This window comes from Thiomonas islandica, from assembly GCF_055383445.1.
This window is the reverse complement of the sequence record NZ_AP042391.1, coordinates 840,071-853,554: the sequence shown is the minus strand read 5'-3', so window position 1 is coordinate 853,554 and position 13,484 is coordinate 840,071. Positions and strand designations below refer to the sequence as shown.

The 13,484-nt window shown below is 65.4% G+C and carries 16 protein-coding genes; 1 reads left to right on the top strand and 15 read right to left on the bottom strand.

From position 1 onward, the window contains the following. Genes ACZ47F_RS04115 through ACZ47F_RS04100 form a run of 4 tightly spaced genes read right to left on the bottom strand, consistent with a single transcriptional unit; the run spans position 1 to position 2,580 of the window. Entirely contained in the window at positions 1-438 is a 438-nt protein-coding gene (locus tag ACZ47F_RS04115; protein ID WP_464926028.1) for an ExbD/TolR family protein, read from the bottom strand. A 15-nt stretch (positions 439-453) separates the two neighbouring features. After that, complete coding sequence (locus ACZ47F_RS04110) at positions 454-1,101, bottom strand: MotA/TolQ/ExbB proton channel family protein (RefSeq protein ID WP_464926027.1); 648 nt, start codon at positions 1,099-1,101, stop codon at positions 454-456. A gap of 8 nt (positions 1,102-1,109) precedes the next feature. Continuing rightward, complete coding sequence (gene dapB, locus ACZ47F_RS04105; protein WP_464926026.1) at positions 1,110-1,931, bottom strand: 4-hydroxy-tetrahydrodipicolinate reductase; 822 nt, start codon at positions 1,929-1,931, stop codon at positions 1,110-1,112. Between the two features lie 16 nt (positions 1,932-1,947). Further along, entirely contained in the window at positions 1,948-2,580 is a 633-nt protein-coding gene (locus tag ACZ47F_RS04100) for an outer membrane protein assembly factor BamE (RefSeq protein WP_464926025.1), read from the bottom strand. Positions 2,581-2,678: 98 nt separating this feature from the next. On the opposite strand from ACZ47F_RS04100, the gene fur reads away from it, so the two are divergent. Continuing rightward, positions 2,679-3,176 (top strand): ferric iron uptake transcriptional regulator, encoded by a 498-nt coding sequence (gene fur / locus ACZ47F_RS04095; RefSeq protein ID WP_464926571.1) that lies wholly within the window; start codon positions 2,679-2,681, stop codon positions 3,174-3,176. A 4-nt stretch (positions 3,177-3,180) separates the two neighbouring features. Here fur and hprK read toward each other — a convergent pair whose 3' ends face one another. The 11 genes from hprK to glyQ form a co-directional block, all read right to left on the bottom strand. Next, complete coding sequence (gene hprK, locus ACZ47F_RS04090; RefSeq protein WP_464926024.1) at positions 3,181-4,134, bottom strand: HPr(Ser) kinase/phosphatase; 954 nt, start codon at positions 4,132-4,134, stop codon at positions 3,181-3,183. A gap of 61 nt (positions 4,135-4,195) precedes the next feature. Next, a complete protein-coding gene (gene ptsN / locus ACZ47F_RS04085; RefSeq protein WP_464926023.1) occupies positions 4,196-4,666 on the bottom strand; it encodes a PTS IIA-like nitrogen regulatory protein PtsN in 471 nt (156 codons plus the stop codon). Positions 4,667-4,799: 133 nt separating this feature from the next. Continuing rightward, positions 4,800-5,132: a ribosome hibernation-promoting factor, HPF/YfiA family gene (gene hpf, locus ACZ47F_RS04080; protein WP_464926022.1), complete on the bottom strand. Its 333-nt coding sequence runs from the start codon at positions 5,130-5,132 to the stop codon at positions 4,800-4,802. A gap of 419 nt (positions 5,133-5,551) precedes the next feature. Further along, positions 5,552-6,586: a molybdate ABC transporter substrate-binding protein gene (locus ACZ47F_RS04075; RefSeq protein WP_464926021.1), complete on the bottom strand. Its 1,035-nt coding sequence runs from the start codon at positions 6,584-6,586 to the stop codon at positions 5,552-5,554. Between the two features lie 31 nt (positions 6,587-6,617). After that, positions 6,618-7,418, bottom strand: coding sequence for a thiosulfate dehydrogenase (gene tetH, locus ACZ47F_RS04070; RefSeq protein WP_464926020.1), 801 nt, complete (start codon positions 7,416-7,418; stop codon positions 6,618-6,620). Between the two features lie 228 nt (positions 7,419-7,646). Continuing rightward, positions 7,647-8,036: a lactoylglutathione lyase gene (gloA, locus tag ACZ47F_RS04065; protein WP_464926019.1), complete on the bottom strand. Its 390-nt coding sequence runs from the start codon at positions 8,034-8,036 to the stop codon at positions 7,647-7,649. Positions 8,037-8,148: 112 nt separating this feature from the next. Continuing rightward, a complete protein-coding gene (locus ACZ47F_RS04060) occupies positions 8,149-8,988 on the bottom strand; it encodes a M48 family metallopeptidase (protein WP_464926018.1) in 840 nt (279 codons plus the stop codon). Continuing rightward, on the bottom strand, positions 8,975-9,712 hold the full coding sequence (locus ACZ47F_RS04055; RefSeq protein WP_464926017.1) for a lysophospholipid acyltransferase family protein: 738 nt from the start codon (positions 9,710-9,712) through the stop codon (positions 8,975-8,977). Before ACZ47F_RS04055 ends, ACZ47F_RS04060 begins: the two co-directional genes overlap by 14 nt. A gap of 11 nt (positions 9,713-9,723) precedes the next feature. After that, complete coding sequence (gene gmhB / locus ACZ47F_RS04050; protein WP_464926016.1) at positions 9,724-10,287, bottom strand: D-glycero-beta-D-manno-heptose 1,7-bisphosphate 7-phosphatase; 564 nt, start codon at positions 10,285-10,287, stop codon at positions 9,724-9,726. A 20-nt stretch (positions 10,288-10,307) separates the two neighbouring features. Then, a complete protein-coding gene (gene glyS, locus ACZ47F_RS04045) occupies positions 10,308-12,434 on the bottom strand; it encodes a glycine--tRNA ligase subunit beta (RefSeq protein ID WP_464926015.1) in 2,127 nt (708 codons plus the stop codon). A gap of 89 nt (positions 12,435-12,523) precedes the next feature. Then, positions 12,524-13,468, bottom strand: coding sequence for a glycine--tRNA ligase subunit alpha (glyQ, locus tag ACZ47F_RS04040; RefSeq protein ID WP_464926014.1), 945 nt, complete (start codon positions 13,466-13,468; stop codon positions 12,524-12,526). Positions 13,469-13,484: the final 16 nt, after the last annotated feature.

Genomic DNA, 13,484 nt, shown 5'->3' with positions numbered 1-13,484 from the left:
TTACCGCGGCGTCGACGCCGCGCCGGTGGGTGGTTGGGTGATCAGCCCGATGCGGCTGAGCCCGGCCGCCTGTGCGGCGCCCATCACCTGCGCCACATCGCCGTAGGGCACCGCAGCATCGGCGCTGATGTGCACTTCCGTTTTGCTCGACTGCTGCGCGCTGGCTGCAAAATGGGACTTGAGCGCGGCCAGGGTGATTGGTTTATCGGCGAGAAAAAGCTGCCCGTCCTTGCGCAAACCCACGCGCAGCACATCGGGCGTTTGTTGCGCTGCGGGCGCATCGACCTTGGGCAAATCGAGCTGCAGGCTGCCGGTGAGCAGCGGCGCGGTGATGATGAAAATCACCAACAGCACCAGCATGACGTCGATCAGCGGCGTCATGTTGATGTCGCTCATCGCCTCGCCCGGCTCTTGCGAATCGAAACTTCCGAAGCTCATGGCAGGCGCCGAATCTCAGGATTGCAACGTCAGCAGACGCTGCAGATCGTGGGCAAAGCCCTCGAGCGCGCCTTGCACCCGGCGCGCGCGCTTGGTCAGCGCGTTGTAGGCCAGCACGGCGGGAATCGCTACAGCCAGGCCGGCGGCGGTCATGATGAGGGTTTCGCCCACGGGACCTGCCACCTTGTCCACGCTGATCTGGCCGCTCGCGGCGATCGCAATCAGCGCGTGGTAGATGCCCCAGACCGTACCGAACAGGCCAACGAACGGCGCGGTACTGCCTACGCTGGCCAGCAGCACATGCCCGGTCTGCAGCCGTCGCTGGGCGAGCTGTAGCGCATCACGCAATTCGCGGGTGACCCGGTCCGCGTGCGGTTGCCAGCGGTGCGTGGTGTCCGCACGGGCCAGACGGAATGCGGCTTCGGCCAGCAGGCTGGACAGGCCGTCCGGGTCGGCCGCCTGTGCCGCGGCGGCGGCCTGCTGCGGCGACTCGGCACCCCAGTAGGCAGCGATGCCTGCTGGCACACGGCGCACCGCTCGCCACAGCAACGCGGTTTTCCACAGAATGACGAACCAGCTTGCCAGCGACATGGCCAGCAATACCAAGGCAACCAGATGGCTGAGCGCATCGCCCTGATGCCAGAACTGGGCCAATCCCCCCATGCGCTGCGTCAGCCCTTGAGGCCCAGCACGTCCTGCATATCAAACAGGCCGTGGGGTTTGGTCGCGAGAAAGCGCACGGCGCGCAGGCTGCCCTGAGCATAGGTGGCGCGGCTGCTGGATCGGTGGGTGATTTCGATGCGTTCGCCGGTGCCGGCGAACAGCACGGTGTGGTCGCCGACGATATCGCCGCCCCGCACTGTGGCAAAACCGATGGTCGACGGATCGCGCTCGCCGGTCACCCCTTCGCGGCCATAGACCGCGCATTGCTTCAAGTCACGGCCCAGTGCGGTTGCGACGATTTCACCCATTTTCAGCGCGGTGCCTGACGGCGCGTCCACCTTGTGGCGATGATGCGCCTCGATGATCTCGATGTCATAGCCCTGCGCCAGCGCGCGCGCGGCCTGCTCCAGTAGCTTGAACACCACATTGACGCCAATGCTCATATTGGGCGCCATGACAATGGCGATGCGCTGCGACGCGGCGCGGATGCGCGCCAGCTGCGCGTCATTGAAACCCGTCGTGCCGATGACCATGGACACCCCCGCCGCCTCGCACGCGGCCAGATGTGCTAGCGTGCCTTCGGGTCGGGTGAAATCGATGAAGTAGCGCGCGTGCTGCAGCGCGGCATACAGATCGGAGCGGATGGCCACGCCAGTGTGCACCCCGGCAAAGGCCCCCGCATCCTGCCCCAGTGCCGGGCTGCCGGGCATGTCCAGCGCGGCGCTGAGGCTGCAGTCGGGCGCGGCCAGCACGGCCTCGATCAGGGTGCGGCCCATGCGCCCACTGGCGCCGGCAATGGCAATACGATGCGTGTTGGTCGGTGTGCTCATCGGCCTTGCGCGAAATTCAGTTGCCGGCCGGGGCGGATGCCGGGGGCTGCGCAGCTTGCAGCGCGGCGATTTCCGACGGCGGGGCCAGTAGGGTCAGATTCCCCGGTTGCGAGGCAGCGGCAGCCGGTTGCTTGGTCTGCGCGAGCTTTTTTTCCGCAGCGGCGACCTCGGCCTGCAGCTGCGCTTCGGTCAGAGTCTTGGGTTTCTTGCCACCGTCGCGAAGGGCATTGATCTGGGCGACGAATTCCTGCTCGGACGGCAGCGGGTCGCCGTCGGCGCGGATCATTTTGCCGTCCTTGTCGAAATACACGGTAAAGCGCCGCACGATCGGCGGTTGGTAACCCTGCCGCAGACTGAACACGTATTCCCAGCGGTTCTGGTTGAAAATGGTTTTGAGCAGCGGTGTGCCCATGATGGCCTGCACCTGCTCCTTGGTCATGCCGGGCTTGAGTTCGGCAGCCATCTCGCGCGAAACAAAGTTGCCCTGAATGACGTCAGCGCGGTAGGGCTTGAAAATCGAGGTCAGATCATGCTGGGTTGCGGTGCTGCTGCATCCGCCGAGCAGGAATACGCCAGCTAGCGCCAGCGCGGTGACCACGGGGCGCCACGTCCGGCAGGGCGACGGCTGCGCGGCAGAAGGTTCGGGCATGTGCAAGGCAGGGAAACACCGCATCGGGACTCCCGCGTGGTGAACGCGGCCGGGGTCGTTTAACATCGCCGCATTCTACTGAATGCGGTTTCTTGCCCATGGTTCAGAGCAATGCACAAGGTTTGCGCAGTACCGGTCTGAAGGTCACGCAGCCGCGATTGCGCATTCTGGAAATTTTTCAGAAAGGCATGCAGCGGCACATGACCGCCGAAGACGTGTACCGCGTGCTGCTCGAGGAGCAACAGGACATCGGTCTGGCCACGGTGTATCGCGTGCTGACGCAGTTCGAACAGGCAGGCATTTTGCTGCGCAGCAATTTCGAGTCTGGCAAGTCGGTGTTCGAGATCAACGAGGGCACGCACCACGACCATCTGGTCTGTCTGGACTGCGGGCGGGTCGTGGAGTTCTACGACGCCGAGATCGAGCGCCGGCAAAAGAAAATCGCCGCCGAACACGGCTTTGAACTACAGGAGCATTCGCTGTCGCTGTATGCAAGCTGCGCCAAGAAGGCCGAATGCCCACACTACAACAATACCGATCACACACCGCTTGGTGCACGCGGCAAACCGCCGCAGACAAAGGACACGACGCGCTAGGGCCTCAATCGTCTGCGTCCTGCATCGCCTGGCGCTGGCGCTCCTGGAATTCGCGCAGGGTGTCAATGCCCCGCAACTGCAAGATGGTGTTGCGCACCGCGGCCTCGACCAGCACGCCAAGATTGCGCCCCGCCTCAACCGGAATCATGACCTTGCGGATAGGCACGCCGAGCACGTCCTCTTCCAGATGGCTTGTGGGCAGGCGGTCGAAATTGCGGTCGAGCACGTCGCGGCGAATCAGGTGGCAGATCAGCTTGAGCCGCATCTTGCGGCGCACAGCGGTTTCGCCGAAGATGGTTTTGATGTCGAGCAGGCCAATGCCGCGCACCTCCAGCAGATTCTGCAGCAGAGGCGGGCAGCGTCCCTCGATGGTGTTCTGCGAAATGCGCAGCAGATCGACGCAGTCATCGGCGACCAGGCCGTGCCCGCGGGTGATCAGATCCAAGCCCAGCTCGCTCTTGCCCAGGCCGGATTCGCCGGTGATCAGCACGCCCAGACCGAGAATGTCCATGAACACGCCATGCTGGGTGATCCGATTGGCAAAGTGCTTGGACAGATAGGCGCGCAGCACGTCGATGGTGAACGCCGCGGTCTCGGCGGTCTGAAACAGCGGCACCTGCGCGGCGTTGCATTCTTCGACCAGACCGGGCGGGGGTTCCTTGCCGTCGGCCAGCACCAAGGCGGGTGGCTCCAACGCGATGATGCGGTGGATCCGCCGCAGCCGGTCCTCCGGCGTCGAGTTGTTGAGGTAATCCACCTCGCGCCAGCCCAAGATTTGCACCCGGTATGGGTGGATGTAGTTCAGGTAACCGACCAGATCGGCACCGGATGTGGCGCCTTCGATCGCGGCCATGTCGAAGCGGCGCTCGGGATTGTTCTGTCCGGCGATCCACTGCCACATCAGCTGTGCGGCATTGGCGTCGAACAGGCGCTCGGCAGCAAGAGTGGTGGCTTTCAAGTCGGTGCGGGGAGGGGCGAGCTGCAGCGTTTTGCCGCGAACCCGACGCGCTGGGCGCGGTTCAGACGGCAGTTTGCAGCGGGGCCCATTGGCTGATGCGGCGGTGCAGTGCAGCCGGGTCGGTCTCGCTCAGCAGCTGTGCGCGCAGATCGCCGTCGGACAGCATTTCGGCAATGGTGGAAAGCAATTCGAGATGTTTGGCCGTGGCCTGCTCGGGCACGAGCAGCACCACCAGCAGCGACACTGGTTGGTTGTCGGGCGCCTCGAAGGCAAAGGGCTGACGCAGACGGATGACCGCGGCGCTGGGCTGCTTCAAGCCCTTGATGCGCCCGTGCGGAATCGCCACGCCCTGACCGAGCCCGGTCGATCCCAGACGTTCGCGCGCAAACAGGTTGTCGGTGATCAGTGCGCGGTTCAGACCCAGGCTGTTTTCGAACAGCAGACCGGCATACTCGAACGCGCGTTTTTTGCTGCTGACATCGACGTCGAGCTGGACATGCGACGGTGGCAGGATCTGGGCAAGACGGTTCATGGGATCACGCTCGGGCCAAACAGGACGGCGAGTTTAGCCGCGTTTTGCTGTCATCCGGCACTGCCGCGGGGGCCTCGTCCAGTCAAGGCAGGACGGGCCGCGGCAGTGCCACAGCGCAGGCCTTGCGTGCGCCTCAGCTGGCCAAGTGCTTGCCCGGCGTGGCCTGATGGTCGCGCAGGCGGTTTTTGTGTTCGACCACTTGCCGGTCGAGCTTGTCCACCAGGGTATCGATGGCGGCGTAAAGGTCTTCGTGCTGGCTTTCACAGAAGATTGACTTGCCCTTGACCATCAGACTGCATTCGGCGTGCTGGCGCTTTTCCTTTTCCTTGAGTTTTTCCACACTGAGCAGCACGTTGACATGGACCACTTGATCGAAATGTCGCACCACGCGATCGAGCTTGGTTTCGACATAGCTGCGCAGAGAAGGGGTGACATCCAAATGGTGGCCGCTGATGGTCAGATTCATAGTGAGACTCCTGTTTGCGGAAAGGATGGACAGCAGGGCAGCGATGCCTTGCCGGAATGCAGCAACGTGGTGTGAGGCCTCCTTTCGTCGTGCGTGCCGGCAGGTGCCGGCCAATCTGTCGTGGTGGATTTGTCAGAGGCAGTGTGCTACGGCGACTGGGCAAAATCAAGCCCTGCCCCGAGCCGATCGGCGGGTTTTCGCTCGCGCCCGCATCGCCGCGAGCGGGCTCCACCGGATGCGGCCGGAGAAGGCTGATGGCTTTGGCGCCCATCCATCGGCGCAGAGGAGCTTGGGAGGGGCGAGTTCAAGAGATTGCGCGCGCATTCGACCCTCGGGCACGAAAAAAACGCCCCGGCCTTGCGGCGGGGGCGGATGTGCAAGACTCTCGGAGGGAGGCGGCAGATGCCGCGGCAGGATGATCAGGCAGCGGGTTTGGCGCTGACTGGCTTGAACCCGTAGCGCTCGAAAATGTGGAGTGCGGTGGGCGAGTGCAGGAACTGTGCCCACATCAGCCCGGCCTGCGGATGCGCGGCCCCCTTGACCACGGCGGCGGCGTAGATCGCCGTGGTGTTCTGGTCGGCCGGGATGTCGACATTGCTGATTGGATGACCGGCCTGTTCCTGGAAGATGGCTTCAGATTTCCAGGTGACCCCGGCTTGGGCAATGCCCTGCATCAGATACAGCGGAGTCTGGCGGTGGTGGATGTGGGTGAGAATGGTCTCGCCGTTTTTCACCTTGTCGACGTAGACCGATTGCTCCAGCGCCTGCCCACCCGCCTTGCGCAGCGACGCCTCGATCTGCCGCGCCACGCCTTCCCACCGCGGGTTGGGCATGGACAGCTTCACGCCTGGCTTGCCCAGATCGGCCAGGCCGGTGATGTGCGCCGGATTGCCCTTGGGCACCATGATGGTCAGGTCGTTGCTCACGTAGGGAATAGCCTTGCCGGTGAGCACACCGTCATGGATGCCGGCCTCGATCTTTTTCAGTCCGGCGGCGAACACATCGGGCTTGATCGTCCAGGTCATATTGCCCACGGTGATCGTGCCGCCAGCGTGCACCTGCTTGAGCAGAATGCCAGGCGGCAGGGTTTCGTAGAACACGCTGCCCTTGTAGGCCGGATGCTCCTTTTCAAAGGCCTGCACCAGCGGGGCCATCGCGAAGTAGTAGTTCCCGGCGACGAAGATCACCAGCTTGGGATGGTCGAGATTGCCGTGAAAGTCTGGCAGATCGTTCACCTCGGGAACCGTGAATTCCAGCCCCTTGTTCAGCGCGGGATTGTTCGCGCCGTGCTGCCATGGCGGAAAGATGGATTCTTTGTACTGCGGCGGCTGCACCTTGCCGTTCCAACCGGTGTCGGTCTGTTGGGTCTGTTGCGCCTGGGCAAGCATGGGCAGTGCCAGCAGCAGGGCAGCGAGCAGGCGCGCGCGCAGCAGTGTGCGGGAAGTGCGGGGCATGGAGGTCTCCTGGAATGATGGAATGCGCAAATCAGGCGGTGTAGCGGTAGCCGGCGTTTTGCAGCTCCACCAGCGTGGCGACGATGCCGGGGGTGAGCACCACGCCGGGGATGAGGTGATTGGTGAATTCGGCGGCCATTTCGCCGTGGGACTTTTTGTCCGGGTTGATGCCCTTGGCGTGCAGGTGTCCGGTCAGCTCCCAGATCGCGTTGTGGCAGGCCAGGAACACCGCGCCACGCTCCTGTAGCACGGTGATGCTGTTGTCCGCCGGGGAGTACACGCCCTTGGAATCTTCTACCGCCTTGGGGTCGGCATCGGCTGCGGGCGGGGTCTTGATCCAGACATTGGTCTTGGCCTTGCCCTTGGTCAGTTTGCCCAACTGATATTTGGCCCACAACGCGTCGTCGAACAGCGCCAGATGCGCCGGGCCGTGGGTGGCCGAAAGCGCCAGAAAATCCGGGTGCTTGAACGACCAGATCTGCGCGTTCATGGAATTGCGCATCAGGTTCAGCCACGGGCCTTCGAGCTGAGTATTGTCCCACACCTGCTTGGGTTTGCCGCCGTAGCTCAGCAGCAGATCGAGCGCCGCGCTGTCCCATTCGTCGGGGTGCTCCAGGATCATCTGCGTGGTCTTGAAGTCGCGCCGGCGCGGCGTGGCGGCGAGCTTCTTGCCCAGCTCGGCAAGGGTGGTGGCGCCGGCAGGCAGCATACGCTCCTGCAGACTGGCGGCCTGTGCGGTGCGGCCGCCGAGCGCGGTCAGGCCGAGTCCAGCGACCAGTGTGGACTGCAGCGCCAGGCGGCGTGACGCGCAGGGTGAAACTGTGATTGACATGGATGAGCTCCTTCAGGGGTGTGCAACAGCGACGGACGCGTTAACCCCTTGAAGATATGACGCCAGCTCATACAAGACAAACGGATATTTGTAATCAATTGAATTGAGCGAATCGATCGATTTCAGTGTGCCACCGACCGGGAGAACAGGTGAATCACCAGCGCGCCCGCAAGGATCAGCCCCAAGCCACATGAGCGGGCAAAAAAGGCGCGCGTGGGTCGCTGGGCCCTACAGCGTGCCGCGCTGGATCAGCTCGATTTTGTAGCCGTCGGGGTCTTGGACGAAGGCGATGATGGTGCTGCCGCCGGCCACTAGCCCGGCCTCGCGGGTGACCGTGCCGCCCGCGGCCTTGATGCGGGCGCAGGCGGCTGCTGCGTCGTCCACGCCCAGCGCGATGTGGCCGAAGGCGGTGCCCAGGTCGTAGTGATCCACGTCGTAGTTGTAGGTCAGTTCCAGCTCGGCCTGCGCCGGATTGGGCTCGAAGCCGAGAAAGGCTAGGCTGTATTTCTGCTCGGGGCGGTCGATGGTGCGCAGCAGCTTCATGCCGATGACACGGGTATAGAAATCGATCGAGCGCTGCAAATCACCGACGCGCAGCATGGTGTGGAGAAATCGCATAGAGCATTTCCTCTGATGGGCCGCCGCGCTGGACGCAAAGCAGGGCAGCAGACTGCGATCGCAGCCCGCAGCGTATTTGTAACACTGTGGGGGATTCACTGCCGGGTTGCCATCACGCCCAGGGCGGCAGGATGCTTTGTCTGAGGTTCTGACGCGCTTGGCGATAGTCGGGGTAGAGGCTGGCCACATGCGCCCAGAAGCGCGGGCTGTGGTTCATCTCGCGCAGGTGGGCCACTTCGTGCGCCACCACATAGTCCACCAGCTGCGGACTGAAGTGCAGCAGACGCCAGTGCAGGCGAATGCTGCCGTCGCTCTTGGCGCTGCCCCAGCGGGTGGTCGCCGCGCTGAGCTTGACCGCGGTGACGCGCACGCCGAGCCGTGCGGCGAAATGCGCCACGCGGGCATGGAACAGCGCCAGCGCCTGCTGCTGCATCCAGGCGGCCACGCTGTCGCGGATCTGCTGGGGTTGGCTGCCTGGTGGCAGCGGCAGGTGCAATTCGGCCAGAGACTCATCCCAGTGCAGTTGGGCAGCGCCGCGCAGCCGCAGGGTGAGCTGTCGGCCCAGATAGGGCAGTTGGCCGCCGTCGGCCCAGTCGATGCGCGCAGCCCGCAGGGTCTGCAGCCGCTGTTCGCACTGGCGCAGCTTGCGCTGCACCCAGTCGGCATGCTGCTGCAGGAACCGCGCGATCGCGGCGGCACTGGCCAGCCGCGGTGCCAGCAGGTTCACGCCCCGGTCGTCGATCCGCAGCGCCAGGGTGCGGCGTGCGGCGCGCTGCAACGTCCAGTCAAAGCGGTGGACGCCGTCGTCGTAGCGCTGCACCGCGGGCGTGTGCGTCTGCCAGGGTGGGGTATGCGCAGGCGCGGGTGCAGGGGTAGGCGCCTGCCAGTCGAACAGACCGAGCTGCACGGTGTGCGGCTGGTGGTTGGCAGCGCAGCGCTCAGGGGGACGCATGGGTGTAGGCCTCGGGGTCGAGGCGGCGCATCTCGGCTTCGATCCATTGCTCGACCTCGGTCATCATTTCCGCCGGCTTGCGCCCAAGTGGCGAAATCGGCTTGCCGATCGACACATCGATCACCCCCGGAGTCTTGATGAACGCCTTGCGCGGCCAGCAGCGTGCCGAGGTCACGGCAATCGGCACGACCGGGGCGCCGGTGGCAATCGCCAGCCGCGTGCCGCCGGTCTTGTACACGCCTTGCTGGCCGCGCGCGGTGCGGGTGCCCTCGGGGAACATGATGATCCAGTTGCCTTGCTGCAGGATCTGGCGGCCCTGACGCTGCACGCGCTCGAAGGCTTCTGCGCGCTTGCTGCGGTCGATGTGCACCATATCCAGCCGGCCCAGCGCCCAGCCGAAGAAGGGCACATACAGCAGTTCGCGCTTGAACACATACGACAGCGGCCGAGGCATGATCAGCGGCAGCGCCAGGGTTTCCCATGCCGATTGGTGCTTGGACAGCAGAATGGCTGGGCCTTGCGGCAGATGTTCCAGACCGGAGACGCGGCTGCGGATGCCGCAGATGACGCGCGCTCCCCACACACTCAGACGCGCCCAGCCCAGGGCCAGACGGTACAGCGGCGTGCCCCGGATGAAGATCGACGCCACCAGCACCACCACCGCATACGGCACCACGGTGACGATCAGCCAGACCATGTACAGCAGCGAGCGGACGACGCGCATGGTCAGCAGCGTCAGGCCTTGTCGACTGTCGCCCTGGGCTGTTGCAGCAGCCAGGTGGCGAACGCGGCCAGATCGTCATGTACCCGCGTGCCGACCGGGAGGTTGCCCAGGTCGGCGACTCGCTCGCCTTTGCCGGTGCGCACCAGATGCAGATCGCAGCCCAGCGGCTGTGCGGCCTGCAAGTCGCGGACACTGTCGCCCACGGCGGGCACGCCCTGCAGCGTCTCGAGCTCAAAGCGCTTGGCGATGTCCTGGAACAAACCGGGCTTGGGTTTGCGGCAGCTGCAGTGATCTTCCGGCGCATGCGGGCAGAAAAAAATGGCGTCGATGCGCCCGCCCACGGCGGCCAGTCCACGGAGCATCTTGCGGTGGATGGCGTTGAGCGTGGACATGTCGAACAGCCCGCGGCCGATGCCCGACTGGTTGCTTGCCACCACCACATGCCAGCCGTCGTGGTTTAGCCGAGCGATGGCCTCCAGGCTGCCGGGAATCGGCACCCATTCGTCGGGCGACTTGATGAACTCGTCGCTGTCGTGGTTGATGACGCCGTCGCGGTCGAGGATGAGCAGTTTCATGCTGGCATTGTCCCGCAGCTTCAGGCGGCCAGGCGTGAGAGGTCAGCCACCTGGTTCATCGCCGCCTGCAGCCGTGCCAGCAGCGCCAGACGGTTGGCGCGTAGCAGCGGATCGTCGGCGTTGACCATCACGCTGTCGAAAAACGTATCCACCGGCGCCTTCAGCGCGGCCAGCGCCCGGAGCGCAGCCGTGTAGTCGCCGCGGGCATGGGCCGCGTCGGCCTGCGGGGCGATGGCCTGCAGCGCCTGCGCCAGCGCCTGCTCGGCGGGTTCGACCAGGCGGCTGGCGTCGAGCGCGTCAGCGTTGACCGCCGCTTCGGACTTTTTCAGGATGTTGCCCACCCGCTTGTTTGCCGCGGCCAGCGCCTGTGCCTCGGGCAGCGCGCAGAAGGCGCGCACCGCGTCGAGGCGGCGCGGCACCTCGGCGAGAAACTGCGGCTGCAGCGCCAGCACCGCATCGACCTCCTGCGCGGTGTATCCCTGCTCGCGCAGCCAGTTGGCCAGGCGTTCGCGCACGAACTCGGCGACCTCCGCGGTCGGGTCCTGATAGCCCAGCACGCCCTGAAACGCGGTGTTGCCGATGACCAGCAGCGCAGACAGTGGCAGCGCGCGCAGCGCCTCCCCGCGCTCGATCAGCATGCGCACGATGCCCAGCGCATGGCGCCGCAGCGCAAATGGATCCTTGTCGCCGCTCGGGCGCTCGCCGATACCAAACAGCCCTACCAGGGTGTCGAGCTTGTCGGCCAGCGCCAGCGCCAGACCGACCTCGCTGCGCGGCAGCGCATCGCCGGCGTAGCGCGGCCGGTAATGGTCTTCGATCGCCTGCGCCACTCGCGGGTCTTCGCCGTCGTGCAGCGCGTAGTAGCGGCCCATGATGCCCTGCAGCTCGGGGAATTCGCCCACCATGTCAGTCAGCAGATCGGCCTTGGCCAGCAGCGCGGCGCGCTCGGCTAGCGCCACCGGGCGGCTGGGAGCGATTTGCGCGGCGATTGCTCCGGCCATTGCCCGCACCCGGCGCATGCGCGCGCCCTGTGAGCCGAGCCGGGCGTGATAGACCACCTTGTCCAGCCCGGGCACGCGGCTTTCCAGTGTGCGTTTGCGGTCCTGCTCGAAAAAGAACTGCGCATCGGCCAGGCGCGGGCGCACCACCCGCTCGTTGCCTTGGATCACCGCGGTTGGGTCGGCGGGGGTGATATTGCTCACCACAAGAAAGCGGTTTGTCAGCTTGCCTTGGGCGTCGAGCAGCGGAAAGTATTTCTGGTTGGCCTTCATCGTCAGAATCAGGCATTCCTGCGGCACCGCGAGAAACGCCGGGTCGAACTGGCACAGCAGCACATTGGGGCGTTCGACCAGCGCGGTGACCTCGTCGAGCAGCGCAGGGTCATCGATCGGCCGCAGGCCGTCGCCAGCGCGCGCTGCGACCGCCTGCAGCTGCGCGGCGATCTCGGCGCGGCGCGCATCGAAACAGGCGATTACCGCTCCCTGGGTGCGCAGCACTTCGGCATAGCTGTCGGCGTGGGGCAAAACGAGGGGGTCGGACAGCGCCTCGAAGCGGTGGCCATGGGTGTGGCGGCCTGCGGTGAGCCCGAGCGCCTGCACCGGCACCACGTCGGTGCCGTGCAGCGCAACCAGACCGTGCGCCGGGCGCACGAATTTCACCGTGCTCCAGCCGTCGGCCAGCTGATACGCCATGACCTTGGGGATCGGCAGCCTGGCCAGGGTGTCGTGCAGCGCGGCCTGCAGGCCCTCGGCCAGCGTGAGGCCGACAGCCACGGTATCGATGAACAGCGCCTGTGCCTTGCCGTCGCCTTCGCGCCGCAGCCGCGCCGCGGCGCTGGCGTCCAGCCCGAGACTGGCGAGTTTTTTCAGCAGCGCAGGCGTGGGAGCGCCGCTGGCGTCCAGTCCGACCGACGCGGGCATGAGTTTTTGCGCCACTGCGCGGTCGGCGGCCTTGGCGGCCACACCGGTGATGTGCGCCGCTAGTCGGCGCGGGCTGACATACGGGGTGACCACCGCATCCGCTGCGGCCAGCCCTTGCGCTTTCAGGCGCTCGGCCAGACCGTCGGCAAAGGCACGGCCCAGCGCGGGCAGGGCCTTGGGCGGGAGTTCTTCGGTGAACAGTTCGATAAGCAAATTGGAGGTGGTCATGGTGCAGGGGGTGAAAACCGGGACGCGGCGTGGAGCAGGGGCGGCATGAACGGTACGGGCGGCGCAGGGCGGCTTGGCCGCGCTGCGGCTTAAGCGGCCTTTTTCTGCGCCAGCTGCGCGCGCACCGCGTCGGCCCAGTCCTTCGGCGCCAGCGGAAAGCCCAGGCGGGCGCGGCTGTCGAGGTATTCCTGCGCCACGCCGCGCGCAAGATTGCGGATGCGGCCGATGTAAGCCGCGCGCTCGGTCACCGAAATCGCGCCGCGGGCGTCGAGCAGGTTGAAGCTATGCGCGCACTTGAGCACCTGCTCGTAAGCCGGCAGCGCCAGCCGAGCGGCCATCAGCGCTTTGGCCTGCCTTTCATGCGCGGCAAAGGCGTGCAGCAGGAACTCCACATCGCTGTGCTCGAAGTTGTAGGCGCTTTGCTCGACCTCGTTCTGGTGGAACACGTCGCCATATTTCAGCAACGCCTTCTGGCCCGCGACCTCGGTTTCGGTCCACACCAAGTCGTACACGCTCTGCACGCCCTGCAGATACATCGCCAGGCGCTCCAGGCCGTAGGTGATCTCGCCGGTCAGCGGCTTGCAGTCGATGCCGCCGACCTGCTGGAAGTAAGTGAACTGCGTCACCTCCATGCCGTTGAGCCAGACCTCCCAGCCCAGTCCCCAGGCGCCTAGCGTCGGGTTCTCCCAGTCGTCCTCGACAAAGCGGATGTCGTTGGTTTTGAGGTCCAAGCCCAGTGCCTGCAGGCTGCCGAGGTAGAGTTCCAGGATGTTGCCGGGCGCGGGTTTGAGTACCACCTGAAACTGGTAGTAGTGCTGCAGGCGGTTGGGGTTGTCGCCGTAGCGGCCGTCCTTGGGCCGGCGGCTGGGCTGCACATAGGCGGCGCGCCAAGGCTCGGGGCCGATGGCGCGCAAAAAGGTCGCGGTGTGGCTGGTGCCCGCGCCGACTTCCATGTCGTAGGGTTGCAGCACGGCGCAGCCCAGGTCGGCCCAGTAGGCCTGCAGTGTCAGGATGAGGTCTTGAAAGGTGCGCATGGAATCCGCCTTGGAG

Excerpts from the sequence above, each read along its gene's own strand:
- ACZ47F_RS04075 (WP_464926021.1), bottom strand. The coding sequence starts at position 6,586 with ATGCCCCGCACTTCCCGCACACTGCTGCGCGCGCGCCTGCTCGCTGCC.
- fur (WP_464926571.1), top strand. The coding sequence starts at position 2,679 with ATGGTTCAGAGCAATGCACAAGGTTTGCGCAGTACCGGTCTGAAGGTC.
- ACZ47F_RS04100 (WP_464926025.1), bottom strand. The coding sequence starts at position 2,580 with ATGCCCGAACCTTCTGCCGCGCAGCCGTCGCCCTGCCGGACGTGGCGC.
- gloA (WP_464926019.1), bottom strand. The coding sequence starts at position 8,036 with ATGCGATTTCTCCACACCATGCTGCGCGTCGGTGATTTGCAGCGCTCG.
- glyQ (WP_464926014.1), bottom strand. The coding sequence starts at position 13,468 with ATGCGCACCTTTCAAGACCTCATCCTGACACTGCAGGCCTACTGGGCC.
- dapB (WP_464926026.1), bottom strand. The coding sequence starts at position 1,931 with ATGAGCACACCGACCAACACGCATCGTATTGCCATTGCCGGCGCCAGT.
- ACZ47F_RS04060 (WP_464926018.1), bottom strand. The coding sequence starts at position 8,988 with ATGCGTCCCCCTGAGCGCTGCGCTGCCAACCACCAGCCGCACACCGTG.
- glyS (WP_464926015.1), bottom strand. The coding sequence starts at position 12,434 with ATGACCACCTCCAATTTGCTTATCGAACTGTTCACCGAAGAACTCCCG.
- hpf (WP_464926022.1), bottom strand. The coding sequence starts at position 5,132 with ATGAATCTGACCATCAGCGGCCACCATTTGGATGTCACCCCTTCTCTG.
- ACZ47F_RS04110 (WP_464926027.1), bottom strand. The coding sequence starts at position 1,101 with ATGGGGGGATTGGCCCAGTTCTGGCATCAGGGCGATGCGCTCAGCCAT.
- gmhB (WP_464926016.1), bottom strand. The coding sequence starts at position 10,287 with ATGAAACTGCTCATCCTCGACCGCGACGGCGTCATCAACCACGACAGC.
- ACZ47F_RS04055 (WP_464926017.1), bottom strand. The coding sequence starts at position 9,712 with ATGCGCGTCGTCCGCTCGCTGCTGTACATGGTCTGGCTGATCGTCACC.
- ptsN (WP_464926023.1), bottom strand. The coding sequence starts at position 4,666 with ATGAACCGTCTTGCCCAGATCCTGCCACCGTCGCATGTCCAGCTCGAC.
- tetH (WP_464926020.1), bottom strand. The coding sequence starts at position 7,418 with ATGTCAATCACAGTTTCACCCTGCGCGTCACGCCGCCTGGCGCTGCAG.
- ACZ47F_RS04115 (WP_464926028.1), bottom strand. The coding sequence starts at position 438 with ATGAGCTTCGGAAGTTTCGATTCGCAAGAGCCGGGCGAGGCGATGAGC.